At 56.7% G+C, this 23,685-nt stretch carries 23 protein-coding genes; 22 read left to right on the top strand and 1 reads right to left on the bottom strand.

What is annotated here, in order from left to right; all coding sequences use genetic code 11:
- Nucleotides 1-18 precede the first annotated feature (18 nt).
- From ACR0QW_RS05360 to ACR0QW_RS05350, 3 genes are all read left to right on the top strand, one after another.
- The gene (locus ACR0QW_RS05360; RefSeq protein WP_432642683.1) at nt 19-141 is read left to right on the top strand and encodes a hypothetical protein; all 123 of its coding nucleotides are present in this window, start codon (nt 19-21) and stop codon (nt 139-141) included.
- Between the two features lie 146 nt (nt 142-287).
- Nucleotides 288-803, top strand: a complete 516-nt coding sequence (locus tag ACR0QW_RS05355; protein ID WP_432642682.1) for an HD domain-containing protein — start codon at nt 288-290, stop codon at nt 801-803.
- A gap of 93 nt (nt 804-896) precedes the next feature.
- Nucleotides 897-2,288, top strand: coding sequence for a hypothetical protein (locus ACR0QW_RS05350; RefSeq protein ID WP_432642681.1), 1,392 nt, complete (start codon nt 897-899; stop codon nt 2,286-2,288).
- A 96-nt stretch (nt 2,289-2,384) separates the two neighbouring features.
- On the opposite strand, the gene hydF is transcribed toward ACR0QW_RS05350, so the two are convergent.
- Complete coding sequence (gene hydF / locus ACR0QW_RS05345; protein ID WP_432642680.1) at nt 2,385-3,599, bottom strand: [FeFe] hydrogenase H-cluster maturation GTPase HydF; 1,215 nt, start codon at nt 3,597-3,599, stop codon at nt 2,385-2,387.
- A gap of 225 nt (nt 3,600-3,824) precedes the next feature.
- On the opposite strand from hydF, the gene dprA reads away from it, so the two are divergent.
- The 19 genes from dprA to ACR0QW_RS05250 all read left to right on the top strand — a co-directional run bounded on the left by dprA (nt 3,825) and on the right by ACR0QW_RS05250 (nt 23,575).
- The gene (dprA, locus tag ACR0QW_RS05340) at nt 3,825-4,934 is read left to right on the top strand and encodes a DNA-processing protein DprA (RefSeq protein WP_432642679.1); all 1,110 of its coding nucleotides are present in this window, start codon (nt 3,825-3,827) and stop codon (nt 4,932-4,934) included.
- 18 nt (nt 4,935-4,952) lie between these two features.
- A complete protein-coding gene (gene topA / locus ACR0QW_RS05335) occupies nt 4,953-7,028 on the top strand; it encodes a type I DNA topoisomerase (RefSeq protein ID WP_432642678.1) in 2,076 nt (691 codons plus the stop codon).
- Between the two features lie 14 nt (nt 7,029-7,042).
- Nucleotides 7,043-8,359, top strand: a complete 1,317-nt coding sequence (trmFO, locus tag ACR0QW_RS05330) for a methylenetetrahydrofolate--tRNA-(uracil(54)-C(5))-methyltransferase (FADH(2)-oxidizing) TrmFO (protein WP_432642677.1) — start codon at nt 7,043-7,045, stop codon at nt 8,357-8,359.
- Nucleotides 8,360-8,421: 62 nt separating this feature from the next.
- Nucleotides 8,422-9,357, top strand: a complete 936-nt coding sequence (xerC, locus tag ACR0QW_RS05325) for a tyrosine recombinase XerC (protein WP_432642676.1) — start codon at nt 8,422-8,424, stop codon at nt 9,355-9,357.
- A gap of 12 nt (nt 9,358-9,369) precedes the next feature.
- Nucleotides 9,370-10,146, top strand: a complete 777-nt coding sequence (gene codY / locus ACR0QW_RS05320) for a GTP-sensing pleiotropic transcriptional regulator CodY (RefSeq protein WP_432642675.1) — start codon at nt 9,370-9,372, stop codon at nt 10,144-10,146.
- 118 nt (nt 10,147-10,264) lie between these two features.
- Entirely contained in the window at nt 10,265-10,888 is a 624-nt protein-coding gene (locus tag ACR0QW_RS05315) for a site-2 protease family protein (protein ID WP_432642674.1), read from the top strand.
- A 15-nt stretch (nt 10,889-10,903) separates the two neighbouring features.
- Nucleotides 10,904-11,632 carry a segregation and condensation protein A gene (locus ACR0QW_RS05310; protein WP_432642673.1) on the top strand — a complete coding sequence of 243 codons (729 nt, stop codon included), beginning with the start codon at nt 10,904-10,906 and terminating at the stop codon, nt 11,630-11,632.
- On the top strand, nt 11,610-12,161 hold the full coding sequence (gene scpB, locus ACR0QW_RS05305) for an SMC-Scp complex subunit ScpB (RefSeq protein WP_432642672.1): 552 nt from the start codon (nt 11,610-11,612) through the stop codon (nt 12,159-12,161). Before ACR0QW_RS05310 ends, scpB begins: the two co-directional genes overlap by 23 nt.
- A gap of 5 nt (nt 12,162-12,166) precedes the next feature.
- Nucleotides 12,167-12,907, top strand: a complete 741-nt coding sequence (locus ACR0QW_RS05300) for a pseudouridine synthase (RefSeq protein ID WP_432642671.1) — start codon at nt 12,167-12,169, stop codon at nt 12,905-12,907.
- Nucleotides 12,900-14,162, top strand: coding sequence for an NAD(P)/FAD-dependent oxidoreductase (locus ACR0QW_RS05295; protein WP_432642670.1), 1,263 nt, complete (start codon nt 12,900-12,902; stop codon nt 14,160-14,162). Before ACR0QW_RS05300 ends, ACR0QW_RS05295 begins: the two co-directional genes overlap by 8 nt.
- Entirely contained in the window at nt 14,159-14,824 is a 666-nt protein-coding gene (gene cmk / locus ACR0QW_RS05290) for a (d)CMP kinase (RefSeq protein WP_432642669.1), read from the top strand. Before ACR0QW_RS05295 ends, cmk begins: the two co-directional genes overlap by 4 nt.
- A complete protein-coding gene (locus ACR0QW_RS05285; RefSeq protein WP_432642668.1) occupies nt 14,824-15,423 on the top strand; it encodes a lysophospholipid acyltransferase family protein in 600 nt (199 codons plus the stop codon). Before cmk ends, ACR0QW_RS05285 begins: the two co-directional genes overlap by 1 nt.
- Nucleotides 15,423-17,465, top strand: coding sequence for a bifunctional 4-hydroxy-3-methylbut-2-enyl diphosphate reductase/30S ribosomal protein S1 (locus ACR0QW_RS05280; RefSeq protein ID WP_432642667.1), 2,043 nt, complete (start codon nt 15,423-15,425; stop codon nt 17,463-17,465). The genes ACR0QW_RS05285 and ACR0QW_RS05280 overlap by 1 nt, the downstream gene beginning before the upstream one ends.
- Nucleotides 17,466-17,501: 36 nt before the next feature.
- Nucleotides 17,502-18,545 (top strand): type 2 isopentenyl-diphosphate Delta-isomerase, encoded by a 1,044-nt coding sequence (fni, locus tag ACR0QW_RS05275; RefSeq protein WP_432642666.1) that lies wholly within the window; start codon nt 17,502-17,504, stop codon nt 18,543-18,545.
- A 24-nt stretch (nt 18,546-18,569) separates the two neighbouring features.
- On the top strand, nt 18,570-19,901 hold the full coding sequence (gene der / locus ACR0QW_RS05270) for a ribosome biogenesis GTPase Der (protein ID WP_432642665.1): 1,332 nt from the start codon (nt 18,570-18,572) through the stop codon (nt 19,899-19,901).
- Nucleotides 19,902-19,916: 15 nt separating this feature from the next.
- Nucleotides 19,917-20,522 (top strand): glycerol-3-phosphate 1-O-acyltransferase PlsY, encoded by a 606-nt coding sequence (gene plsY, locus ACR0QW_RS05265; RefSeq protein WP_432642664.1) that lies wholly within the window; start codon nt 19,917-19,919, stop codon nt 20,520-20,522.
- A 106-nt stretch (nt 20,523-20,628) separates the two neighbouring features.
- Nucleotides 20,629-21,621 carry an NAD(P)H-dependent glycerol-3-phosphate dehydrogenase gene (locus ACR0QW_RS05260; RefSeq protein ID WP_432642663.1) on the top strand — a complete coding sequence of 331 codons (993 nt, stop codon included), beginning with the start codon at nt 20,629-20,631 and terminating at the stop codon, nt 21,619-21,621.
- Between the two features lie 85 nt (nt 21,622-21,706).
- Complete coding sequence (locus ACR0QW_RS05255) at nt 21,707-22,180, top strand: ACT domain-containing protein (RefSeq protein WP_432642662.1); 474 nt, start codon at nt 21,707-21,709, stop codon at nt 22,178-22,180.
- 87 nt (nt 22,181-22,267) lie between these two features.
- The gene (locus ACR0QW_RS05250; protein ID WP_432642661.1) at nt 22,268-23,575 is read left to right on the top strand and encodes a homoserine dehydrogenase; all 1,308 of its coding nucleotides are present in this window, start codon (nt 22,268-22,270) and stop codon (nt 23,573-23,575) included.
- The last annotated feature ends 110 nt before the right edge of the window (nt 23,576-23,685 follow it).

Raw genomic sequence — 23,685 nt, 5'->3', positions numbered from 1 at the left:
GGAAAGGAGGAATGCGCCATGCTGGACTTTATGGATCTGGAACCGATGTTTTGGATCGGCATGGGAGTCGTTGCACTGGTGATCTGCCTGATGCAGGTGATTTGCTGGACGATGGCCCCGAAAGCGCAGCGCCATGTGTGACCGACGATGCGTGCCAGAAGACAAAAGGGTCCTGCTCAAGGCGGGGCCCTTTTTGTGTGAAACGATGAACTCTTTATGACTTTCTTTCCACTGTCTTTGAATCATTGTATAATGTAGGAAAATTCTTGTGTGGCAGGAGAACGACAATGGAAATCTTAGATCAACTGGCATTGCTGACGATTGCATATGATAAAGGGGATGCCCGGCGCATCCACCATTTTTTGAAGGTCCATGCTTTTGCCCGGCTCATCGGGATCGCCGAAGGGCTTTCCGGCCGGGAACTGTTCAATCTGGAGGCTGCTGCATATCTTCATGATATCGGTATCCATCAGGGTGAGATACGGTTCGGACGCAATGATGGTAAAATCCAGGAACAGCTGGGGCCGGAGGAAGCCAAGCCATTATTGGACAGGCTGGATATCACCGGGGCGGATCAGGACCGGATTTTGTGGCTCATCGCTCATCATCATTCCTACGAAACCATCGATGGACTGGATGCCCAGATCCTGGCAGAAGCGGATATGCTGGTGAACCCCTATGAGGACGGCACCAACCGGGAAAGCAACCAGCACCTGTACGAGATGTTGTACAAGACGAAGACCGGGAAGAAGCTGTTCGAAGAACTGTATCTGGAAGAGTATAAGCCGGGGAGCAGTCACTAATCTGCAGTCACTGGTCACCAGCCGATGGAGACAATCGGTTTGATCGACCCGCTTCTAATTTTAACCTTTTTCTAAAGGAGATTTGCAATACCCATGGAATCCAATCAGAACCCGTCCTGGCAGGTCGGGAACAACAATCCTTATTACAATGGCCAGGGTCAGCCCTATGGCGGCGCCCAGGGACCTTATGGCGGTCAGCCTGGTCAGGACCCTTACGGCAACGGCCAGCCGGGGCAGCCGTCCTATGGACAAGCTCCCTGCGGCCAGCAGCCGGGCCAGGGACAGGACCCTTACGGTCAGCAGCCCGACGACGGCCGGGGAGGGAACGGCTGGCGCCCCGGGATGCCCAATTTCGGCATGCCGAATATGCCCCATATGAGCCGTGAGCAGAAGAAACGGGAAGAAGCTGAAAAGGCGGAGCTCCAGCGCAAAAAGAAAAAGAAGAAACGCCTGATCATCGGGGGCATCGTGGCCGCCCTGCTGGCCGGAGCACTGGGCTGGTATGAGCTGTATTACACCCGCACGCCCCAGTATGCGGTGAAGCTGATCCAGCAGAGCGTGAACAAGCACGACATCCTGACGTTCCAGGAACATACGGATCTGCCTAAAGTGGTCAAGAAGGGCTACAAGGATGTACGCCAGGCCCAGTGGGAGGCCGGGACCATCTCGGAATACACAGAGGATGACGAGACGGAATACGAAAAGCACACGGAAGAGCTGATCCATAACGGAGTGCTCACCGGCGACTGGACGGATTCTTACAAGAAAGCAGAGCCGGACAAGGCTCTGCTGGTGGACTGGACGGCCCTGAAGGTGAAGGATATCAAGCCGGCGGCCAACTACGGCCAGGATGCCCTGGTGAACCTGCAGCTGGAAAACCCCTCTGTAGGCACGGACCAGCTTGTGCTGCACATGAGCAAAAATGAAAAGGGCGACTGGCAGCTGGTGGAAATCACCAATCTGAAGGCCTACTACGCCAAGATTCTGGCCAAGAACGGCAAAAAGGTGGATCCCACTACAGCGTCTGGGGCCAGGGGCATCGCCAGGACGGTGGTGGACAGGGCTGCCAGTACGCTGGATGATACGCCGCTGGCTCCGGTGGTGGATGTGATCAAAGACAAGGTCGATGAGGCCATCGACAGTACGGATACCGGTGATGACAGCCAGAGCAGCCAAAAGTCCCGGAGTACGGGTCGGAAGACCAGCCAGAAGGGGAGTACGCTGCCTCCGGCAGTACAGGTCCCAGGCAGCAGTGCCAACACGCTGCTGGAGCAGCGTGAAGCGCTCCAGAAGGCATTGAACACGCCGGTGGTGGGCAAGGTGGTGAGCCTTCTGGTGGAACACCAGGATGAGATCATCGCCAAACTGAACGAGCTGGGCCAGGCGGCCGCCAACGGCCAGGTGGATCCCCAGCAGCTGGCGAAATACCAGGATCAGCTGCAGAATGTCGGGAAGGTACTGGATCTGGTCGGCAAGTTCTTTTAAAAAAATGCAGAAGACAATTTTTTTACCTTCTGCTGGTGACCAGAGATCAATGACTAGTGACAAAAACGAGTGCCATTTTTGCGGCACTCGTTTTTCTTATTTCAGTTTCTCTGCAAAATCCGGGAACGGCGCCAAGACCCTTGGCAAGATGCCGTTCATATAGGCGATGGCGATGCCATAGTTGGTCATGGGCACATGCTGGTCACGGGCGGCCTGCTGGCGGTAGGCTACTTCCCGGGCGTTCAGCATACAGCCACCGCAGTGGACTACCAGCCTGAAAGGGGTCAGGTCATCGGGAAATCCTTTGCCGCTGCTGGTGCTGAATTCCGGCTGTGCCCCGGAGAATTTCCGGATCCAGCCGGGCAGCTTCACGGTACCGATGTCATTGCATTGCCGGTGATGGGTGCATCCTTCAGAAATCAGAACCTTGTCTCCGTCCTGCAGCTTTTTCAGCTCGGCAGCCCCTTTCAGGAAAGACTCCAGCTGGCCCTTATACCGGGCAAATAAAATGGAAAAACTGGTGAGCCGGATTTCGGGCGGCACCATCTGGTTCACCATGTGGAAGGCCCGGCTGTCGGTGACCACCAGACTGATCTTCGTCCCCAAAAGGTCAATGATGCCTGGTAGTTCCTGGGGCTGCACCACGATGGCTTTGTGGTGGAAGTCCAGCAGTTCCCGGATTACCTGCTGCTGGGGCAGGATCAGCCGGCCTTTGGGGGCGCTTTCGTCACAGGGGACCACCAGTACCACCAGATCTCCGGGCTGGAGCAGATCGTTCAAGATGGGCTTCTGTCCGTCCTTGCCCAGCACTTTGCTGAGGCGTTCCTTCAGCTCCCGGATGCGGGTGCCTTTGGCAGCGCTGACCACTATGGCATGGTCTGTAACGTCCTGTGGCGGTACGAAGCCGGGGACAAGGTCGCCCTTGCTGAATACCACCAGGTAGGGAATCTTCCGGTCCCGGATTTCATCCAGGAGTTTCTCATCGAAGGGAGAAAGCTCGGCCCGGGCATCCACCACAAGAACCGCGATGTCGGTACTGCGCAGTACCAGACGGGCCTTTTCGATGCGGCTCTGGCCCAGGTCACTGTCGTCATCCATACCCGGGGTATCGGTGAGAAGTACGGGACCCAGCGGCAGAATTTCCATGGCTTTGGAGACCGGGTCGGTAGTGGTGCCTTTATAGTCGGACACGATGGCCAGTTCCTGGCCGGTGATGGCGTTGATCAGGGACGATTTGCCAGCGTTGCGACAGCCAAACAGGCCAATGTGGATACGTTCACTGGAAGGGGTGGAATTCAAAGAAGCAGGCATGGCAGGTTCCTCCTTATGAAGAAAATAGCGAACAATCGGTAATACAGAACGATTATTGTTTATTGGCATTATCATACAATACATTGGGACAGGGTGCAAGGGGATTTCTACCCCTCTTGATTTTTCAGACAGTTACCATGTATACTAATAAACGTTTGTAGGTTCCTACATAAATATATGCAATCACAGATGAGAAACAGAAGTGCCAAGGGATGTGACATTGTTATGGAAGAAATCTATTGTGCAGCACTGGCTGATCTTTTGGGGTATGGAGCCGCCCAGTGGGTGCCCCGGTTCTTTGCGGCCTTTGGTTCCTACGAAAGGGCCTATAAGGCGTCCCGGAAGGAAGTGGCTTCCCGGGGCTTACTGACTCCCTTCCTGGAAAAATCCTGGGGCGGGCAGCGCTGGAACTCTCTTCCCGAACGGGTGTATGATTATGTGCAGACCCATCCGGTGGAGCTCCTTACCTGCCAGAGCGCCGGTTATCCGGAACTGCTGCGGCAGCTGTCCCTGCCTCCGGCAATCCTGTATGTGAAAGGACGTCTGCCGGACAGCGGACAGGGCCTCGCCATCGTGGGCAGCCGCAAAGCTACGGACTACGGTCTGGGAGCAGCCGCCCAGTTCAGCCGGGCAGCTGCCCTGGAAGGCATTCCCGTCTACAGCGGAGGTGCCTATGGCATCGACGGAGCCGCCCATAAAGCAGCGGCCGAGGCCGGGGGTGTTACGGTGGCAGTGCTGGGCGGCGGGCTGGGGAAACTGTATCCATCCCGTCACCTGCACCTGTTTGACCGGATCTGCGAAAAAGGCGCCCTGGTCACTGAGTTCGCTCCCTGGGAACCGCCCTTGGCACCCCAGTTCCTGCAGCGGAACCGGATCATCGTGGGCCTTTCCAAAGCCATCCTGGTCGTAGAGGCGGGAACCCGCAGCGGTGCCTTGAACACGGCCCGCACGGCCTTGGACGAGAACAGGGAGCTGTTCGCCGTACCCGGGCCCATTACCTCGGCCACCAGCCAGGGTACCAACGGGCTCATCAAACAAGGAGCCCGTCTGGCTGACGCACCACGGGATGTACTTGATTTCCTGCAGGGCCGGGAGGCAGGCGCTAAAGCCGGAGCCAAACCCAGGCAGCTGGATCTGTTCCCGGAGCTGAAGCCTGAAGAAAGGCCCCGGGCCAAAGAGCTGATCGACTGGCTGAAAAAGCAGCCGGGCCAGACCCTGGATACCCTGGCCGATACCTTCCCCTGGCCCCTGGACCAGCTGAGCATGCTCCTCATGGAACTGGAGCTTGCAGGCCGCATCCAGCGCACCAGTCGGAACCGCTATATTGCCGTATAACACTTAGGAGGAAAAATCGTGACAAACAAACTGGTCATCGTGGAATCCCCTACCAAAGCCAAAACCATCGAGAAGTTCCTGGGCAAGACATTTACCGTCCGTGCCTCCATGGGCCATTTGCGTGACCTGCCCAAGAGCCAGTTCGGGGTGGACGTGGAGCATGATTTCACACCCAAATACATTAATATCCGGGGCAAAGGCCCGCTGATCAAAGAACTGAAGACCCTGGCCAAGAAGGCCGACAAAATCTATCTGGCAACGGACCCGGACCGTGAAGGGGAAGCCATCTCCTGGCACCTGAGCTATATCCTTGGTGTGGATCCTGCATCTCCCTGCCGGATTTCTTTCCATGAAATCACCCAGACGGCCATCAAGGGAGCCTTGAAGGAACCTCATGCCATCGATATGGACATGGTGGATGCCCAGCAGACCCGGCGGATCCTGGACAGGATCGTAGGGTACCAGCTGAGTCCTCTTTTGTGGCGGAAAATACGGAAGGGACTCAGCGCCGGCCGTGTCCAGAGTGTGGCTGTGAAAATCATCTGTGACCGGCAGAAGGCCATCGATGATTTCGTGCCCGAGGAATACTGGACCAGTTCCGTGACCCTGGCTCCGGGCAAGACACCCAAGATTACGGCGGAAGTCACCAGGAAGGACGGCAAAAAGCTGGCCATCCACAACAAAAAGGAAGCGGATCAGGTGACGGAAGAGCTGAAAAAGACCAGGTATCAGGTGACGGACTGCAGCGTACGGGACCGGCTGCGGAAACCGGCAGCGCCCTTTACCACTTCCAGCCTGCAGCAGGAAGCCAACAAGAAACTGAATTTCTCCACCAAGAAGGTCATGATGCTGGCCCAGCAGCTGTATGAAGGTGTCACCCTGGGCCGGAAGGGCTCTGTGGGGCTGATCACCTACATGCGTACCGACTCGGTGCATCTGGCTTCGGCGGCAGTGGCGGAAATCCGGGACTATGTAGGGGAGAACTACGGGGAAAGCTATCTGCCCAAGAAACCCAATGTGTACAGCAGCCGGAAGAACGCCCAGGAGGCCCACGAGGCCATCCGTCCTACCAGCGTCACCCGGACGCCGGAAGAGATGAGCAAGTACCTGGACCGGGACCAGCTGCGGCTGTACACCCTGATCTGGAAGCGCACCGTAGCCAGCCAGATGGCCAGCAGCGTCAGCACCCTGACCACTCTGACCATCCAGGGCGATCACTATGAACTGAAAGCCACGGGCTCCGTGGTGAAGTTCGACGGGTTCCTGAAACTGGCGGACCGGAAGGACGAGGAAAAGGACAAGAAAGTACCGGCTCTGGAGAAGGGAACGGCACTGAACCTCATCAAGGTAAACCCGGCCGTGCAGCATTTCACGGAACCGCCGGCGTATTTTACGGAAGCTACGCTGGTAAAGGAACTGGAAGAAAAAGGCATCGGCAGGCCCAGTACCTATTCGCCCATCATCCAGACCATCCTGGCCCGGGGCTACGTGGCCAAGGAAGGGAAGAAACTGATGCCTACGCCGCTGGGGAACCAGACCATCGACATGCTGACCCATTATTTCACCAGCTTCATCGATGTACCCTTCAGCGCCCACATGGAAAGTGAGCTGGATGCCATCAGTGAGCACAAGACCGACAAGGAAACGGTGCTGAGGGAGTTCTACGTGCCCTTCGAGAAAGCTCTGAAAGTGGCAGATGCGGAAATCCCGGTGGTGGAACACAAGGATGAGGTTACGGATATCAAATGCGAGAAGTGCGGCCGGTTCATGGTCATCAAGGAAGGGCGGCACGGACGGTTCCTGGCCTGTCCCGGATTCCCGGAATGCCGGAACACGAAGCCCATCCTGGTGAAGATCGGGGTGCAGTGCCCCCAGTGCGGCGGCGATCTGATCGAGCGGCACAGCAAGACCGGGCGGCTGTTCTACGGATGCAGCAATTACCCCACCTGCCGGTTCGTCAGCTGGGATAAGCCCACCAACGAAAAGTGCCCCCAGTGCGGCAGCATGATGCTGGAACACCGGGAACGCAACGGGAAGACGGTACTCCACTGCAGCAACGAGAAGTGTCCCAATGCCAGTCTGAAAAAGAAATAGAAAGGGAAAGATCCATGACCATCCATATCATCGGTGCCGGGCTGGCGGGCTGCGAAGCGGCCTGGCAGCTGACCCGGCGGGGCATCCCTGTGGTGCTCCACGAAATGCGGCCGGGCAAAAGCGACCCGGCCCACCATACAGCCCTGTTCAGCGAGCTGGTATGCAGCAATTCCCTGCGTGCCAACAACATTGAAAACGCCGTGGGGCTCCTGAAGGAAGAAATGCGGCGTCTGGATTCCCTGATCATCCGGGAAGCAGATGCCCACCAGGTACCTGCCGGCGGTGCCCTGGCCGTAGACCGGGAGGGGTTCGCCCAGGGTGTTACGAACGCCGTCAGAGAGAATCCTCTGGTGACCCTGGTGGAGGAGGAAGTGACCGATTACAGCCGGTTTGCTCTCGAGGACTACGTCATCACCGCCAGCGGTCCCCTTACCAGCGGTGCTCTGTCGGAAGCCATCCAGCGCCTGGTACAGAAGGATTACTTCCACTTCTTCGATGCGGCGGCGCCCATCGTCACTGTGGATTCTCTGGACCAGGATAAGGTGTACAAGGCTTCCCGCTACGACAAGGGGGAAGCGGCCTATTACAACTGTCCCTTCAATAAAGAGGAGTACCTGCGTTTCTGGAATGAACTGTGCCATGCGGAAACAGCGCCTGTGAAGGATTTCGAACACAATGTATTCGAGGCCTGCATGCCCATCGAGGAAATGGCCCTGCGGGGCGAGGATACCATGCGGTTCGGGCCCCTGAAGCCTGTGGGCCTGCCCGACCCCCGCACCGGGGAGGATCCCTATGCCGTGGTGCAGCTGCGCCAGGACAACGGGGCCGGTACCCTGTACAACATCGTGGGGTTCCAGACCCACCTGAAATGGCCGGAGCAGCGCCGGGTGTTCCGGATGATCCCGGGCCTGGAGAACGCCGAGTTCGTCCGTTATGGGGTGATGCACAAGAATTCCTACCTGAACAGCCCCCTGCTGCTGAACGCCGATTATGCCCTGCGCACCAACCCGCATTTCTACTTCGCCGGCCAGATGACCGGGGTGGAGGGATACGTGGAAAGTGCGGCTTCCGGCCTGGCCGTGGGCATCTATGCAGCCCGGGCACTGGCGGGCAAGCCCCCGGTGGTATTCCCCAGAGAGACGGCCATGGGCGCTTTGAGCCATTACATCAGCAACCCGGAGGTGAAGCATTTCCAGCCTATGAATATCAACTTCGGGCTGATCGCTCCCTGGGATGGTCCGAAGATCCGTGGCAAAAAAGAAAAGAATGCTGCCATTGCCCAGAGAAGTTTAAAGTTTTTGGAAAATGTAAAAAAGAACTTGCATGATTAGTCTGAATATGGTAGTATAAATTGTCGAGAATTCAATAAAATTCCTACAATTTGAGGCAGGCTATGGAAAGAAAGAAGGATCTGACACCACGCCCTCTGCGGGATAGGGAGGCAGAAGCATTTTTTGCCTATTTAGAGGTAGAAAAAGACTGCTCGCCCCTGACCGTTGTGAATTATCGGGATGATCTGCTCCGTTTCCATGAATTTCTGGAAACCCGGATGTCCAGGGTAGAGTGGGGGCAGGTCCGGATTTTGGATATCCGTGCCTACCTGGCAAAACTCCACGACGAGGGCCTTGCCCGCCGGACCATTGCCCGGAGGGTGTCCGCTCTGCGTTCGTTCTACCGTTTCCTCAGGCGGGAGGGCTATATTGGCTCGAATCCCTTCCTGAAGGTACGGACCCCCAAACTGGAAAAGAAACTCCCTGTGTTTTTGGAAGAATTCGAAATCGATCTGCTGTTGCGGATGCCGGATCTTACAACGGCCCTGGGGCGGCGGGATCGGGCAATCCTGGAATTCCTCTACTCTACAGGGTGTCGTGTTTCGGAACTGGTGGGACTTACATTGACCCACTTGGATTTGGGCGACCGGTATGCGGTGCTCCTGGGGAAAGGCCACAAAGAACGGCTGGTACCTCTGGGGCACCCCTGCGTGAAAGCCATGGAAGCCTATCTGGGGGAGAGCCGCCGGGTACTCATGGAAAAGTATCATGTGCCGTCTCATGCCTATGTTTTCATCAACAGCCGGGGAACTCCGCTGACAGCAAGAAGCGTACGGAGAATCCTGGACAAATATGTGGAAATGGCCGCCCTGCAGAAGCACATCAGTCCCCACACCATCCGGCATACTTTTGCAACCCATCTGCTGGAGCACGGGGCTGACCTGCGGGCGGTACAGGAACTGCTGGGGCACGCCAGCCTTTCCACAACGCAAATTTATACTCACGTGACTGCAGAGCGGCTGACTGCGGTCTATGAGAAACATCATCCAAGGGCCTAGGAGGGACTTACCATGTTAGCTTTACTGGAAAAAACGAGAGCAATCAACAAACTGCTGCAGAACACTGAAACCGTCAGCTATAAGAAAATGGCGGAAGTTCTGAAAGACGTCATCAAGGCGAACATCTACATCGTCGCCGAGGACGGGGAACTGCTGGGATATTCCATCCTGGACGGTTTCGAATGTGAACTGATGATCAAGAAGGTGCTGGATGTAGGCCGTTTCCCTGCTGAATACGTGAAATGGCTGGAAGGCATCCGGGAAACTTCTTCCAACTATCGTCTGGTGAAGAACATGTGCGCCTTCAGCGAAGGCACCAAATGCCTGTTTGAAAGCAAATATACTACGGTTGTCCCCATTTTCGGGAACGGCGTGCGTCTGGGTACTCTGATCCTGGGCAAATTCAAGAAGGAATTCGTGGACAGCGACCTGCTGCTCAGCGAATATGCTGCCACCGTTATCGGCATGCAGCTGCTGCATGACAAGGCCATGCACATCGAAGAAGCCAGTCGCAAGAAGGCCATGGTCCAGATTGCCTTCAGTAACCTGAGCTACAGTGAACTGGAAGCCATCTCCGAGATCCTGAAAGCTCTGCCCGGCGATGAAGGCCTGCTGGTAGCCAGCAAGATCGCCGATCAGGCCGGTATTACCCGGAGTGTCATTGTCAACGCCCTGCGGAAATTCGAAAGCGCCGGCGTACTGGAAACCGAATCCCTGGGGATGAAGGGGACCTATGTCCGCATCCTGAATGAATACCTGCGGGATGGGCTGAAGGAACACAAGAAATAATCCATAAAAAAGTCACAGGAACCCAAGGGGTCGGACGGCAAAAGCCGTTTGACCCTTTTTCTGTATTATGATACCATGAAAAGAATCAAGTAAATTTTTCACAGGAAGGATTTTCTGTATGCTGAATCTGGATGCTTCGGTGATCTATCGGATCCCGGCTTTGCTGTTTACCATTACGGTCCATGAATACGCCCATGGGGCCATGTCGTCCAGCTTGGGGGATCCCACCCCGGAAGAGGATGGACGCCTGACCATGAATCCCCTGGCCCATCTGGACCTGATCGGATCGCTGATGCTTCTCCTGGTGGGTTTCGGCTGGGCCAAGCCGGTGCGCATCGACCCCCGGTACTATACGGATCCCCGCACGGGGATGCTGAAGGTGGCATTTGCAGGCCCGGGGAGCAACCTTCTGGTAGCGTTTCTGGCCATGTTCCTGCAGATCCTGTTCGTGCGGCACTTCTATGTGGGACGGGGTGTGATCCTGTTCCTGAACTGGCTCATGCTGTACAATGTGTGGTTTGCGTTCTTCAATCTGATTCCCATCCCGCCCATGGACGGGTACAATGTACTGCGCACAGTGCTGCCCCTGGACAAGGCGCTGGCCTACGAACGGCTGGTGGGACCCTACTGCAACCTGATCCTGATCGTACTGTGTTTTACGGGGCTCGTGAATGTGGTGATCTCGCCGATTTCCACGCTGTATCTGGCACTGTGTCAGGCCATCCTGGGCTTGTTTTTCTAAGGGGGCCTGCAGCCATTGTATGAAATCAAACTGGCGGATTTCGAAGGCCCTCTGGACCTTCTGATCCACCTGATCGAAAAGGACAGGATTGACATCTATGATATCCCCATCGTTTCGGTGACGGAACAGTACATCGCCTATCTGAACGCCATGCAGGAGTACGACCTGGATGTAGCCAGTGAATTCCTGCTCATGGCGGCTCTTCTGCTGCAGATCAAGAGTCGGATGCTGCTGCCCAGGGACCCGGAAGAGGACGAAGAGGAAGAAACAGACCCTCGGCAGATGCTGGTGGATATGCTGGTGGAATACCAGAAGACCAGGCACCAGGCGGCAGCCCTGCGGGAGTGTCTGCAGGAGGCCAGCCTGCGGGTGGCGAGAAAGCCCCTGCCGGTGACGAAGAAATATATGAAGGTGAAACGGTACGCCCTGGCGGATTTGCTGCGGGCACTGGCCAGTCTGCTGCCGTCCCGGCCGGAAGAAGAGCCGGTGATCTCCCGGCAGGAATTCCCGGTGCAGGAGAAGATGGAAGACATCCGGGAGAAATTGGCCGGGCGCAGGAAGCCTCTGGCCTTCCGGAAACTGATCCACAATCCCAAGAGCCACAGCGAGACCATCAGTGTGTTCCTGGCGGTGTTGGAGCTGCTGCGGCTGAAGGAAATCGGGCTCATCCAGGAGGTACCTTTTGCCCCCATGTATCTCATAGCGAAGGAGGAAGTGCCGTATGGAACTGACGAAAACCGCTAAGCTGGAGGCCCTGCTGTTTGCCAGCGGGGATCCTCTGACCCTGGAACGGGCTGCAGCGGCGCTGTACTGCAGCACTGACCAAGTGGCGGATCTTCTGGAAGCGCTCCAGAGGGAGTACCAGATGGAAAACCGGGGCATCGAGCTGCGGAAAGTGGCCGGGGGCTGGCAGCTAGTGACCAAGACACAGGCGGCCGGACTGGTGCGGCGGCTCCACGAGAAACAGGAAGTGAAGCTGTCCGGTGCGGCCATGGAGACCCTGGCCATCATCGCCTTCCGTCAGCCGGTGACCAAGAGTGAGATGGAGGCCATCCGGGGCGTGAAGGTGGACGGGGTGCTCAGCACCCTGGTGGATCTGGACCTGGTGGGCGAAGTGGGGCGGAAAGAAGTGATCGGCCGGCCCATTTTATACGGTACCACGGAAGAATTCCTGCAGGCTTTCGGGTTCAATTCGTTGGAGGATCTGCCGCAGCTGCCGGAAGAGATATTGGATGGAACGGCGGAAGAGCCGGAACCGCTTTTTAAGGAGTAAACGGAATGGAACAAGCAAAGGAACGGCTGCAGAAGGTTATGGCAGCCTGCGGCGTGGCTTCACGCCGGGAATGTGAAAAATATATCACCGCCGGACGGGTTGCGGTGAATGGCAGGATCGTCACGGAACTGGGTACCCGAGTGGGACCTGGAGACGCCATTACGGTGGACGGCACTCCCCTGCGGCGGAAAACGGCCAAACGGACCATCCTGCTGTACAAACCCCGGGGCGTGGTCACGACCATGAAGGATCCCCAGGGACGCCGTACTGTGGCTGACCTGGTGGCGAAACTGCCGGAACGGCTGTTTCCGGTGGGTCGGCTGGATTACCAGACGGAAGGCCTGCTGCTCATGACCAACGATGGGGAACTGGCCCAGCACCTGACCCACCCCAGCCATCACGTGAACAAGACCTATGCAGTGGAGGTCCGGGGCCGGGTTCCGGAGGAGAAACTGGATCTGCTGCGGCTGGGGGTACCGCTGGATGACGGACTTACCGCTCCGGCCCTGGTGTACATCAAGGATGTGGACACGGTGAAGCACCTGACCCGGTTTACCATCACCATCCACGAGGGCCGCAACCGCCAGGTGCGCCGCATGTGTGATTTCATCGGGTTTCCGGTGAAGCATCTGAAGCGGATCCAGGTGGGCAGTCTCACCCTGGAAGGGATGAAGAAAGGCCAGTACCGGGATCTGACGCCCGAGGAACTGACGGATCTGGAAAAGGGGATGGAAAGCCATGAGTGACGTCATCGTCGTAGGGGCCGGGGCCGCCGGATTCCTGGCTGCCATCTCCGCCGCCCGGAGCGGGGCGGCGGTCACCCTGCTGGAGAAGATGAGCATGCCCGGACGCAAGCTGATGATCACCGGCAAGGGCCGCTGTAATATCACCAACGCCTGTGACATGCGGGATATGATCTCCATGATCCCCGGCAACGGAAAATTCCTGTTTGGGGCTTTCCATTCTTTCACCAATCGGGATATAATGGACATGCTGGAGCAAAACGGTCTGCCGGTGAAAGTGGAGCGGGGCGGCCGTGTGTTCCCGCAGAGTGACAAGGCCCCAGATGTGGTGAAAACTCTGGAGAAGATCCTCCGGGACCTCCATGTACGCCTCCTGAAGGACAAACGGGTGAAGCGCCTGGAACTGGAAGACGGGAAAGTCACCGGCGTTATCGACGAAAACGGTGTCCGCTATCCGGCGGATGCGGTAATCGTCACTACCGGCGGAGCCTCATATCCCCGCACCGGGTCCACCGGTGACGGCTACGATCTGGCCCGTCAGGCCGGCCATACCATCGTGCCGCCCAGACCGGCCCTGGTGCCTCTGGAAACAGACGATGACCGCCTCAGGAGCCTCCAGGGACTCAGCCTGCGGAACGTGAGGGCTGTCCTGCTTGAGGGGGACAAAGTACTGGGCCGGGAATTCGGGGAAATGCTGTTCACCCATTTCGGGGTCAGTGGCCCCATCATCCTGACGCTCAGCCGGGCGGCTTCCACCGCCTGGCAGGAAAATCCGCAGGCCCTGCTGGATCTCAGCATCGACCTGAAGCCCGCCCTCAGTGTGGAACAGCTGGATGCCCGGGTGCAGCGGGATTTCGCCAAATACAGCCGGAAGCAGCTGAAAAGCGGTCTCCACGATCTGCTGCCACAGAGCCTGATCCCGGTGATCATCGATGCGGCGTGCCTGAAACCGGAGCAGGAAGTGAACCAGATCACCCGGAAGGAACGCCAGCGCCTGGTGGAGACCCTGAAGGGCTTCACCGTGCCTTTGACGGGCACACGCCCCCTGGCCGAAGCCATTGTCACGGCCGGCGGGGTGAGCACCAAAGAAATCAATCCCTCCACCTTTGCCTCCAGGAAGGTCCCGAACCTGTATTTTGCCGGCGAAGTGATGGATGTGGACGGATATACCGGCGGCTACAACCTGCAGGCAGCCTTTTCGTCGGGCTACGTGGCAGGCGGCCATGCCGCTGCGTGGGGAAAAGAGGAAACCAAGTGAAAAAGATCATCATTGCCATCGATGGCCCCGCCGGTGCCGGGAAAAGCACCATCGCCAAGAAAGTGGCGGCCCGTCTGGGGTACGCCTACATCGACACCGGTGCCATGTACCGGACCGTGACCCTGTGCTTCCTGGAAAGCAGCCAGCCTTTCAGTGAGGAGGCCGTGACCCGCATCGCCAATCGGATTGATATTGCGTTCCAGTACAGGGACGGAGTGAACCGGGTGTTCGTAGACGGCCGGGAAGTGACCGACGAGATCCGCAGCCTGGAAGTTTCACAAAATGTTTCCAAAGTGGCTGCGGTGGGAGGCGTGCGTACCGCCATGGTGGCGGCCCAGCGGAAAATCGGCGAAAGGGGCGGCGTGGTCATGGATGGTCGGGATATCGGCACCGTGGTGTTCCCCAGGGCCCAGCTGAAGGTATTCCTGACGGCATCCGTGGAAGAACGGGCCAGACGCCGGTATCTGGAACTGAAGGAAAAAGGCGTGCCCGTAGACCTGGCTGACCTGGAAAAACGGATCGCCCAGCGGGATGCACTGGATGAAAACCGGGAAATCTCCCCGCTGCGCTGCGCGGAAGATGCCCATTATCTGGATTCCACCGCACTTTCCATCGATGAAGTCACAGAACAGATTGCCCGGATGGCAGGGAAGGTATTATAATGTGGTATCGGTTCGTACAATTCATCTTTTCGATTCTGTTCCGGATCGTATACCGGCTGAAAGTGATCGGCCGGGAGAATATCCCAGAAACGGGGCCTGTGGTCGTTGCCTGCAACCATGTGAGCCTGCTGGATCCGCCCATGGTGGGGACCGCATCCTCCCGTCCGGTGCATTTCATGGCCAAGAGCGAACTGTTCGTGCCCATCCTGGGGCCCCTGTATAAGAGCCTGGGAGCCTTTCCGGTCCACCGGGGGGCAGGGGACGCCCACGCCATCCGTACGGCGCTGACCATCCTGAAGCATAAGGAAGTGCTGGGGATTTTCCCGGAAGGCACCCGCAGCAGGGACGGCAGACTGGGGAAGGCCCAGCCCGGGGCCCTGGCCATTGCCCTCAAAGGCAGGGCGGCCGTGGTGCCTGCCTGCATTCTGGGCAGCGACCTGAAGCGGCGCAAAAGCTTCTGGCCGAAGATTACCGTGGTCTTCGGCAGGCCTATGGAACTGGAAGATGAAAAGGGAACAAAACTGGAAGTGGAGGAACTGAGTGAAGAGCTGATGAAAGAAATCCAGGCTCTTATGGACGCTCACAAGGGAAGATATTGATGAAAATCTATGTGGCAGACCCCTGTGGCTTTTGTTATGGCGTAAAAAGAGCAATACACGTTGCAGAACTGCAAACAAAAGGGTATAATGATAGTATTGCCACTCTGGGTGAATTGGTTCATAATCCCCGTGTTGTTGAGAAACTGCGACAACAAGGTGTACAATGTAAGGAGAAGCTGGCTGATTTCGCGGCTGGTGATATAGTCATATTCCGTTCCCACGGCGTGGGGCCCGCTCTTTATGAGGAGGCGGAGCGCCGGGGGCTGAACATCATCGATGCCACTTGTCCTCATGTGCGGAAAGCACAGAAAACGGCTGCTGAACTGGCAAGGGAAGGCCGTTTCGTAATCATTATTGGGGAAAAGCGTCATCCTGAGGTGCAAAGTATCAAGGCTTGGGCAGGCAGTGATTCTGTGGTCATCGAAACACCCGATGATCTTGGATCTCTTCCTGAAAAAGATAAGTTTGGGGTAGTCAGTCAGACGACTTTTGAAGCTGAGAAGTTTAACCTTCTGCTTCGAATGGCTCAGGAGAAACGTCCGGGCGACTATAAAGTCGTGCGAACCATTTGCACTGCCACCGCAGAACGACAGGCTGCCGCACGGCAGCTGGCTGGGAAAACAGATGCTTTCTTTGTGTTTGGCGGCAAGAACAGCGCGAACACCAGACACCTGTGGGAACTGGCCAGGGAAATCAATCCCCGTTCCTATCTTTTGCAGGACGCCAGCGAGATCACTGGACCAATGCTGGCCGGAGCACATAAAATTGGCATCACTGCTGGCGCATCGACGCCGCAGGAAATTATTGAGGAGGCTATTGGAACTATGGAAACGATGGAAAGCTTGCTGGGCGAACAGGAATGCATGAAACTGCACATTGGCATGATTGTGGATGCCACTGTTGTAGAAGTAACCGATGACGAGGTCGTTGTGGACTTCGGTTATCAGAGCGAAGGGTCTGTTGCATTCGATCAATGGACTGTGGGTGGCACCAAAGATACCGTTGCCCCTACTGTAAAACCGGGCGACAAGGTTACCCTGAAAGTCATCGCCAGCGAAAACCAGGATGGTCTGGTTGTCCTGAGCAAGACCAAGGCTGAAGCTGATCAGGCATGGCTGAAACTGCCGGAACAACTGGCTGACAAGAAGACCGTCCACGTAAAGGGCCTGCGGGCTGTGAAAGGCGGCCTGACCGTTTCCTACGAAGGACTGACCGGTTTCGTCCCCGCTTCTCACCTGGATCTGAAGCATGTGGACGATGTAAAAGAATATGAAGGCAAAGATCTGGAAGTTTCTCTGCTGGAAATCAATCCGGAAAAGAAACGTCTGGTATTCTCCCGCAGAAACGTTCTGCGTGAAGAACGGGCTGCCAAGAACGCTGCTTGGAAGGAAGAAAGAGCCAAACGGGAAGAAGAACGCCATGAAGCCCTGGAAAAAGCTTTCCAGACCTTCCATGAAGGCGAAACCGTCGAAGGCACCATCAAGAGCATTGTTGACTTCGGTATGTTCGTGGAAATCGCTCCCATGGTACAGGGCCTGGTGCACATCTCTGAAGTGTCCTGGGATCGCAGCGTAAAACCGGCTGATCTGTACAAAGTCGGCGACAAAGTCAACGTCTACATCAAAGGCCTGGATGAAGAAAAAGGCCGCATCAGCCTGTCCATCAAGGCTCTGCAGGAAGATCCCTGGGTGACCGCTGCCAAACAGTTCAAAGTCGGCGATGTTGTAACCGGTAACGTGGTACGGTTCCTGCCCTTCGGCGCTATCGTAAAACTGAACGACAAAAACGAAGGCATGATCCACATCTCCGAAATCGCTGAACAGCGCATTGAAAAACCGGAAGATGTTCTGGAAATCGGCCAGGAAGTCAAAGTCAAAGTCCTGCGTGTAGATACCGAACACAAGAAGATCGCTCTGAGCATCACCAAAGCCAAGGAAGACGCTGAAAAAGCTGAAATGCGTCAATATCTGGGCAAAAAAGGTGCTCTGTCCCAGGATCTGGGCGAAAAACTGGCAGAAGCAGAAGCTGAAGCCCGTAAATAAGATCTGACAAGATCTCGTAAGAGAGGATCATAACTCATGAAAAGCCGGGAGAGCCGTAAAATCGATCATATCAAGTATGCCCTGCACCTTGACGATGGTCCTTGCGCCACCGGCTTTTCTGATGTGCAGGTGCTGCATCGGTGCCTTCCCCAGGTGGACCGGCGGAAAGTGGATCTTTCCACCAGCCTGCCCGGGGTGGGGACCCTTGCTTCGCCCATCATCATCAACGCCATCACGGGCGGGGCCGATGGGGTGAAGCGCATCAACGAAAAGCTGGCCGTGGTGGCCCGGGAAACGGGCTGCGCCATGGCAGTGGGGTCCCAGTACGGGGCTGTACGCAGGGGCTTGCATGAAGACACCTTTACCATTGTCCGCAGGACCGATCCAGAAGGGGTGCTGTTTGCCAACGTGAGTGCGCTGGCCACCCCGGACGAAGCTCAGCGGGCTGTGGACATGCTGGAAGCCCAGGCACTGCAGATCCATCTGAACAGTGCCCAGGAACTGGCCATGGAAGAAGGGGATCGGGATTTTTCCTGCTGGCTGGAGCAGATCAGTGAAATCTGCCGCAGCCTTACCGTGCCGGTGATCGTAAAAGAAACCGGCTGCGGGATGGAACGGGAAGACGCAAAGAAGCTGCTGGAGGCCGGGGTAACCATTGTGGATACCGGCGGCGCCGGAGGCACCAACTTCCCGGCCATCGAAACCTGCCGCTACCCGGAAGGGAACGGAGAACTGTCCCGGTGGGGCATCCCGTCCGCCTTGTCCCTGTGCGAAGTGGCAGAGACCTGGGGCTGGCAGCAGGGTATCATCGCTTCCGGAGGAATCCGGAGCGCTCTCGATGTATTCAAAGCCCAGGTATTGGGCGCCAATGCAGTGGGGATGGCCGGAAATATCCTCCGTTTAGTCCAGGAACGGGGGACCCGCTATACCATCGACTGGATCGGGCGGCTGCAGGAGGCCGTGAAGGATTTCTACACCCTCACCGGGTGTACAGAGGTGGGGCAGCTGCGGCAGGTGCGGTTCTATGTAACCGGAAACCTGGCTGCGGCCCTGCACTCTTTTTCCTACGGGAAAAAATGAAGAAGAACGAAAGAGGAACATTCCATGAGCAAACCCATAGTTGCCATTGTCGGCAGACCCAACGTCGGCAAATCAACACTATTTAATATATTTGCCGACAGCCGGATTTCCATTGTGGAAGATACGCCCGGCGTGACCCGTGACCGTCTCTATGCCGAGGCTGAATGGCTGGACCGGAAATTCACCATGGTGGATACTGGTGGTATCGAGATGCAGAATACGGATTCCATTGCCGTTTCCATCCGGGAACAGGCGGAAATCGCCATCCGGGAAGCGGATGTGATCCTGTTCGTGTGCGATGCCCGGACGGGCATCACCACTGACGATATGGAAGTGGCCAAATTGCTACGCCAGTCCAAAAAGCCGGTGATCCTGGCCGTGAACAAGGCGGATACCCCCAAGCAGGAAGCCGAAGCCTACGAATTCTATAATCTGGGGATCGGGGAACCCTACCTGATTTCCGCTTCCAATAAATTGAATTTAGGGGACCTGCTGGATGCCATCGTGGAGAAATTCCCCAAAGAAGGGGAAGACGACGATGATGACGAAGATGTGATCAAGGTGGCCATCATCGGCCGGCCCAACGTGGGCAAATCTTCCATCTTCAATGACATCATCGGCCAGACCCGGAGCATCGTCAGCGATGTGGCCGGTACCACCAGGGACGCCATCGACGTACCTGTGGAAAAGGACGGCCAGACTTATCTGTTCATCGATACGGCTGGCATGCGCCGGAAAGGCAAGGTCGATGAACCCATCGAAAAATATTCCATCATCCGCACCCTGCGGGCTGTGGACCGCAGCGATGTGGTGCTGCTGGTGCTGAACGCCGTGGAAGGCATCACGGACCAGGACAAGAAAATCGCCGGCTATGCCCACGAAGCAGGCAAAGGCATCGTGATCGTGGTGAACAAGTGGGATCTGTATCCCAACAAGACCGTGATGAGTACGGAAGAATTTACCAAGAAGATCCGCAATGAACTGATCTTCATGCCCTACGCCAATGTGGTGTACGTGTCCGCCCTGACCCAGCAGCGGATCAGTCGGCTGCCGGAGATGATCAAGGACGCCGCTGAAGCGAACTCCATGCGGGTTGCTACCAGCGTATTGAACCAGGTGGTCATCGATGCCGTGGCCATGAACCAGCCGCCCATGGAAAAGGGCAAACGGCTGAAGATCCTGTACACCACCCAGGTGAAGGTGAAGCCGCCCACGTTCGTGATTTTCTGCAACGAACCGGAAATCATGCACTTCTCCTACCAGCGGTATCTGGAAAACCAACTGCGGGAAGCCTTCGGGTTCAAGGGCACGCCCATCAACATCATCGTCCGGGGCAAAAACGAGGACGAGGCATAAGGACGGGGAACGATCATGGACTATGTATGGAGTGCACTCATCGGATATCTGCTGGGGTCTGTTTCCTGCGGCCTGCTGCTGGTAAAAATGGTGTGCGGCATCGACATCCGGGATTACGGCAGCCATAACATCGGGGCCACCAACGTGTTCCGTACGGTGGGCGCCCGGATGGCTTCATTCGTACTGCTGGGAGACCTGCTGAAAGGGGTGCTGGCCCTGTACCTGGTGAACCATTTCGTTTCCAGTGATCTGACGGTGCTCCTGGTGTGTGCCGTATTTGCCATTGTGGGCCACAGCTTTTCCTGGATGTGCAGGTTCCGGGGAGGCAAGGGCGTGGCCACGGGCCTGGGCATTTTACTGTATTTCATGCCCGAGGTGGCGGTGTTTGCCCTGACCATCTGGCTGGCTACCGTGTTCGTCACCCGGTATGTGTCCCTGGGATCCATCCTGGCGGCCATTGCGGCACCCCTGTCCGCCTGGTACCTGGGGTACGACTGGCGTCTGGTGGTGTTTGTGGGGCTGTGTGCCATCATGGTGGTGGCCCGTCATTACCAGAACATGATCCGGCTGAAGAACGGGACGGAAAGCAAGATCAGGCAGGGACATCTGAAGAAAGGCTGACGGACCAGGCATGGGTCACTGGTGCCTGGCGGCTGGAGACGAGTGACGGGGTGTGAAAAAGAATTTTTTCACACCCCTTTTTCCATGTAAAGGAGACGAATCCATTATGAAACTATCGGTTATCGGAGCGGGAAGCTGGGGTACTGTACTGGCCCAGATCCTGGCAGACAACGGGCACTGTGTTTTTCTCTGGGCCAGGAACCCTGAAAAGGCTGCCCGCATCCAAAAGACCCGCTGCAATGCGGATTATCTGCCCGATTTCAAGCTGAACCCGGCCATTACAGTGACCAGCAGCCTGGCCGAAGCGGCCACCGGTGCTGCCGTCCTGGTGTTCGTAGTGCCCAGCAAGGGCATGGCAGCCATTGCCCGGCAGGTGGCGGAGCTTACCGACTGTCGTGATACGGTGCTGCTCACCTGTACCAAGGGTTTTGATCTTTCTACCCACAAGCTGATGACGGACATCCTGGAGGAAACCTTCCCCTGTGCCCGTGCCATTGCGGCCCTCAGCGGGCCCAACCTGGCCCGGGAAATTGCCCAGAAACAGCCGGCGGCTACAGTGATTGCCTGCAAAGAGATGAAGGAAGCCAGATTCCTGCAGAAGTGCTTTATGAACGGATATTTCCGTCCGTATACCTCCACCGATCTGATCGGAGTGGAACTGTGCGGCTGTGTAAAGAACTGTATTGCACTGGTGGGCGGTATGCTTTCCGGGCTGGGCTTCGGAGAGAACGCCCAGGCCGGGCTCATTACCCGGGGCCTGGCAGAGCTGACACGCCTGGGGGTGAAGCTGGGGGCCCACAGGGCTACCTTCTTCGGCCTGGCGGGAGTGGGTGATTTGATCGCCACCTGTACCAGTCCTCTGAGCCGGAACCGGTCTGCCGGGTACGCACTGGCCAGGGGGAAGACCCTAGAGGAGATCACCGGGGGGACGAAGATGGTCATCGAGGGGATCAACGCCACGCCGGTGGTACGGGAACTGGCCCGCAGCCATCAGGTGGAGATGCCCATCATCGAACAGCTGTATGAAGTCTTATTCGAGCACAGACAGGTAACGGATGCCATCCAGGCCCTGATGAAGAGGAGTGCCAAGAAAGAGTAACAAAAAGGTAGCAAATTTCGAAAGTCTATGGTATAATGTCTACCTAGTGAGGATTAAAATTCTTATGGAAAGGATAGATGGACAGATGGCAATCAACAAAGACGATAACAAAAACGAGAAAAAATCCGAGTTTTATCTGGTGAGAGAGGAAATCCTCCCGGAAGCCATCAAGAAGACCATCCTGGTCAAGGAAATCCTGAAACGGGGCAAGATGAAGACCGTCAATGAGGCAGTGAATAAAGTGGGCCTGAGCCGGAGTGCCTACTATAAATATAAGGATTACGTGTTCCCGTTCTACGATGCCAGTAAGGAAAAGGTCATCACCATTTCCCTGCTGCTGGAACACAAACCGGGCGTGCTGAGCAGTGTGCTGAACAACATCGCGGCCGATGGGGGCAGCGTGATCACCATCAACCAGGGCGTACCCCTGCAGGGTGTGGCCAACACCACCATTGCGGTGGAGACCAAGTACCTGAGCATCGACATGGAAGCGCTGCTGGACAAGCTGCGGCTCATCGACGGCGTCAAACGCCTGGATGTGCTGGGGCAGGTGGATTAAGAGACTGGAAACCAGAGACAAGTGACTATATAAAAAATCATCGGGCTGCCCCTGTGGCAGCCCTTATGCACCAGGAGGATGAGGGGTATGGTGAACAAAAGAAAACAAATCAACATCGGGCTCTTGGGAGCTGGTACGGTAGGCGGCGGCGTCATCCTGGTCCTGAATCAGAACCGGGATCTGATCACGGAACGAGTGGGGACCCCTATCTGCATCAAAAAGGTGCTGGCCCGTCATCCGGAAAAGGTCCGGGCCCTGGATCCCAGACTGGTTACCACGAACAACATTGATGACATCATCAATGATCCGGACATCGACATCGTGGTGGAACTGATGGGCCGGGAACATCCGGCTGTGGAATACATGGAAGCCGCCTTAAAGGCCGGCAAGAACGTGGTCACCGCCAACAAGGATGTGGTGGCCTCCTATGGCAAGGAACTGTTCGAACTGGCTGCGGAGAACCATGTGGATTTCCTGTTTGAAGCGGCGGTTGCCGGGGGCATCCCCATCATCCGTCCCCTGAAGGAAAGCCTGGCTGCCAATAAGATTACCAAGATCATGGGGATCATCAACGGTACTACCAACTACATGCTGACCAAGATGACCCAGGACCATATGGATTTTGCGGAAGTGCTGAAGGAAGCCCAGGACAAGGGATATGCCGAAAGTGACCCCACTGCCGATGTGGGTGGGTTCGATGCCGCCCGGAAGATCGCCATCCTGGCATCCATTTCCTTCAACAGCCGGGTGGAACTGGGGGATGTGTACGTAGAAGGTATCGATAAGATTTCTTCTCGGGATATTGAATACGCCAGCGAACTGGGCTACGTGATCAAGCTGCTGGGCATCGCCAAGCAGAAGGAAGGCAAGGGCATCAGCGCCCGGGTGCATCCTACCATGCTGCGGAAAGATCATCCGCTGGCTACGGTCAATGATGTATTCAACGCTGTGTACGTGGAAGGCCAGCCTGTGGGCGAAGCCATGTTCTTCGGCCGGGGCGCCGGCCGGATGCCCACTGCCAGTGCGGTGTGCGGCGATATCATCGAAAGCACGCGGAATATCCTGCAGGGCTGTACGGGCCGGGTGGGATGTACCTGCTATGAACAGAAACCCATGCTGCCGCCGGAAGAAATCGTCTCTCCCTGTTACATCCGGATGCTGGTGGAAGATCAGCCCGGCGTCTGGGCCACCATCGCCAAGGCCTTCGGGGACAATCAGGTCAGCCTGAATACGGTTGTGCAGAAGCGGGCCCTAGGCAATCTGGCGGAAATCGTGGTGATTACCTACGGAGTATCCGAATTTGCCCTGCGCAAGGCTTCCGATGCGCTGAGCAAACTGAGCTGCGTGGCCCGGATCTGTAATATCATCCGCGTGGAAGACGATCAGCTGGACTAAGGGAAGAAGGAAAACGGATGACGGAAAATCGGAAAGTGACGGTGCGGGTACCGGCTACTTCGGCCAACTGTGGTCCAGGCTTCGACTGACTGGGGCTGGCCTGCACGCTG

The organism is Acidaminococcus sp. (assembly GCF_050873445.1).
In the GTDB taxonomy this organism is placed as follows: Bacteria; Bacillota; Negativicutes; order Acidaminococcales; family Acidaminococcaceae; genus Acidaminococcus.
Note: the sequence above shows the minus strand (reverse complement) of the source record. Positions and strands in the feature narration are given on the sequence as shown.

Coding starts and splice junctions, on each gene's coding strand:
- ACR0QW_RS05300 (WP_432642671.1), top strand. CDS start 12,167: ATGGAACAAGCAAAGGAACGGCTGCAGAAGGTTATGGCAGCCTGCGGC.
- xerC (WP_432642676.1), top strand. CDS start 8,422: ATGGAAAGAAAGAAGGATCTGACACCACGCCCTCTGCGGGATAGGGAG.
- scpB (WP_432642672.1), top strand. CDS start 11,610: ATGGAACTGACGAAAACCGCTAAGCTGGAGGCCCTGCTGTTTGCCAGC.
- ACR0QW_RS05350 (WP_432642681.1), top strand. CDS start 897: ATGGAATCCAATCAGAACCCGTCCTGGCAGGTCGGGAACAACAATCCT.
- ACR0QW_RS05250 (WP_432642661.1), top strand. CDS start 22,268: ATGGTGAACAAAAGAAAACAAATCAACATCGGGCTCTTGGGAGCTGGT.
- plsY (WP_432642664.1), top strand. CDS start 19,917: ATGGACTATGTATGGAGTGCACTCATCGGATATCTGCTGGGGTCTGTT.
- dprA (WP_432642679.1), top strand. CDS start 3,825: ATGGAAGAAATCTATTGTGCAGCACTGGCTGATCTTTTGGGGTATGGA.
- ACR0QW_RS05260 (WP_432642663.1), top strand. CDS start 20,629: ATGAAACTATCGGTTATCGGAGCGGGAAGCTGGGGTACTGTACTGGCC.
- ACR0QW_RS05285 (WP_432642668.1), top strand. CDS start 14,824: ATGTGGTATCGGTTCGTACAATTCATCTTTTCGATTCTGTTCCGGATC.
- ACR0QW_RS05295 (WP_432642670.1), top strand. CDS start 12,900: ATGAGTGACGTCATCGTCGTAGGGGCCGGGGCCGCCGGATTCCTGGCT.
- codY (WP_432642675.1), top strand. CDS start 9,370: ATGTTAGCTTTACTGGAAAAAACGAGAGCAATCAACAAACTGCTGCAG.
- der (WP_432642665.1), top strand. CDS start 18,570: ATGAGCAAACCCATAGTTGCCATTGTCGGCAGACCCAACGTCGGCAAA.
- ACR0QW_RS05280 (WP_432642667.1), top strand. CDS start 15,423: ATGAAAATCTATGTGGCAGACCCCTGTGGCTTTTGTTATGGCGTAAAA.
- ACR0QW_RS05315 (WP_432642674.1), top strand. CDS start 10,265: ATGCTGAATCTGGATGCTTCGGTGATCTATCGGATCCCGGCTTTGCTG.
- fni (WP_432642666.1), top strand. CDS start 17,502: ATGAAAAGCCGGGAGAGCCGTAAAATCGATCATATCAAGTATGCCCTG.
- ACR0QW_RS05255 (WP_432642662.1), top strand. CDS start 21,707: ATGGCAATCAACAAAGACGATAACAAAAACGAGAAAAAATCCGAGTTT.
- ACR0QW_RS05355 (WP_432642682.1), top strand. CDS start 288: ATGGAAATCTTAGATCAACTGGCATTGCTGACGATTGCATATGATAAA.
- ACR0QW_RS05360 (WP_432642683.1), top strand. CDS start 19: ATGCTGGACTTTATGGATCTGGAACCGATGTTTTGGATCGGCATGGGA.
- trmFO (WP_432642677.1), top strand. CDS start 7,043: ATGACCATCCATATCATCGGTGCCGGGCTGGCGGGCTGCGAAGCGGCC.
- hydF (WP_432642680.1), bottom strand. CDS start 3,599: ATGCCTGCTTCTTTGAATTCCACCCCTTCCAGTGAACGTATCCACATT.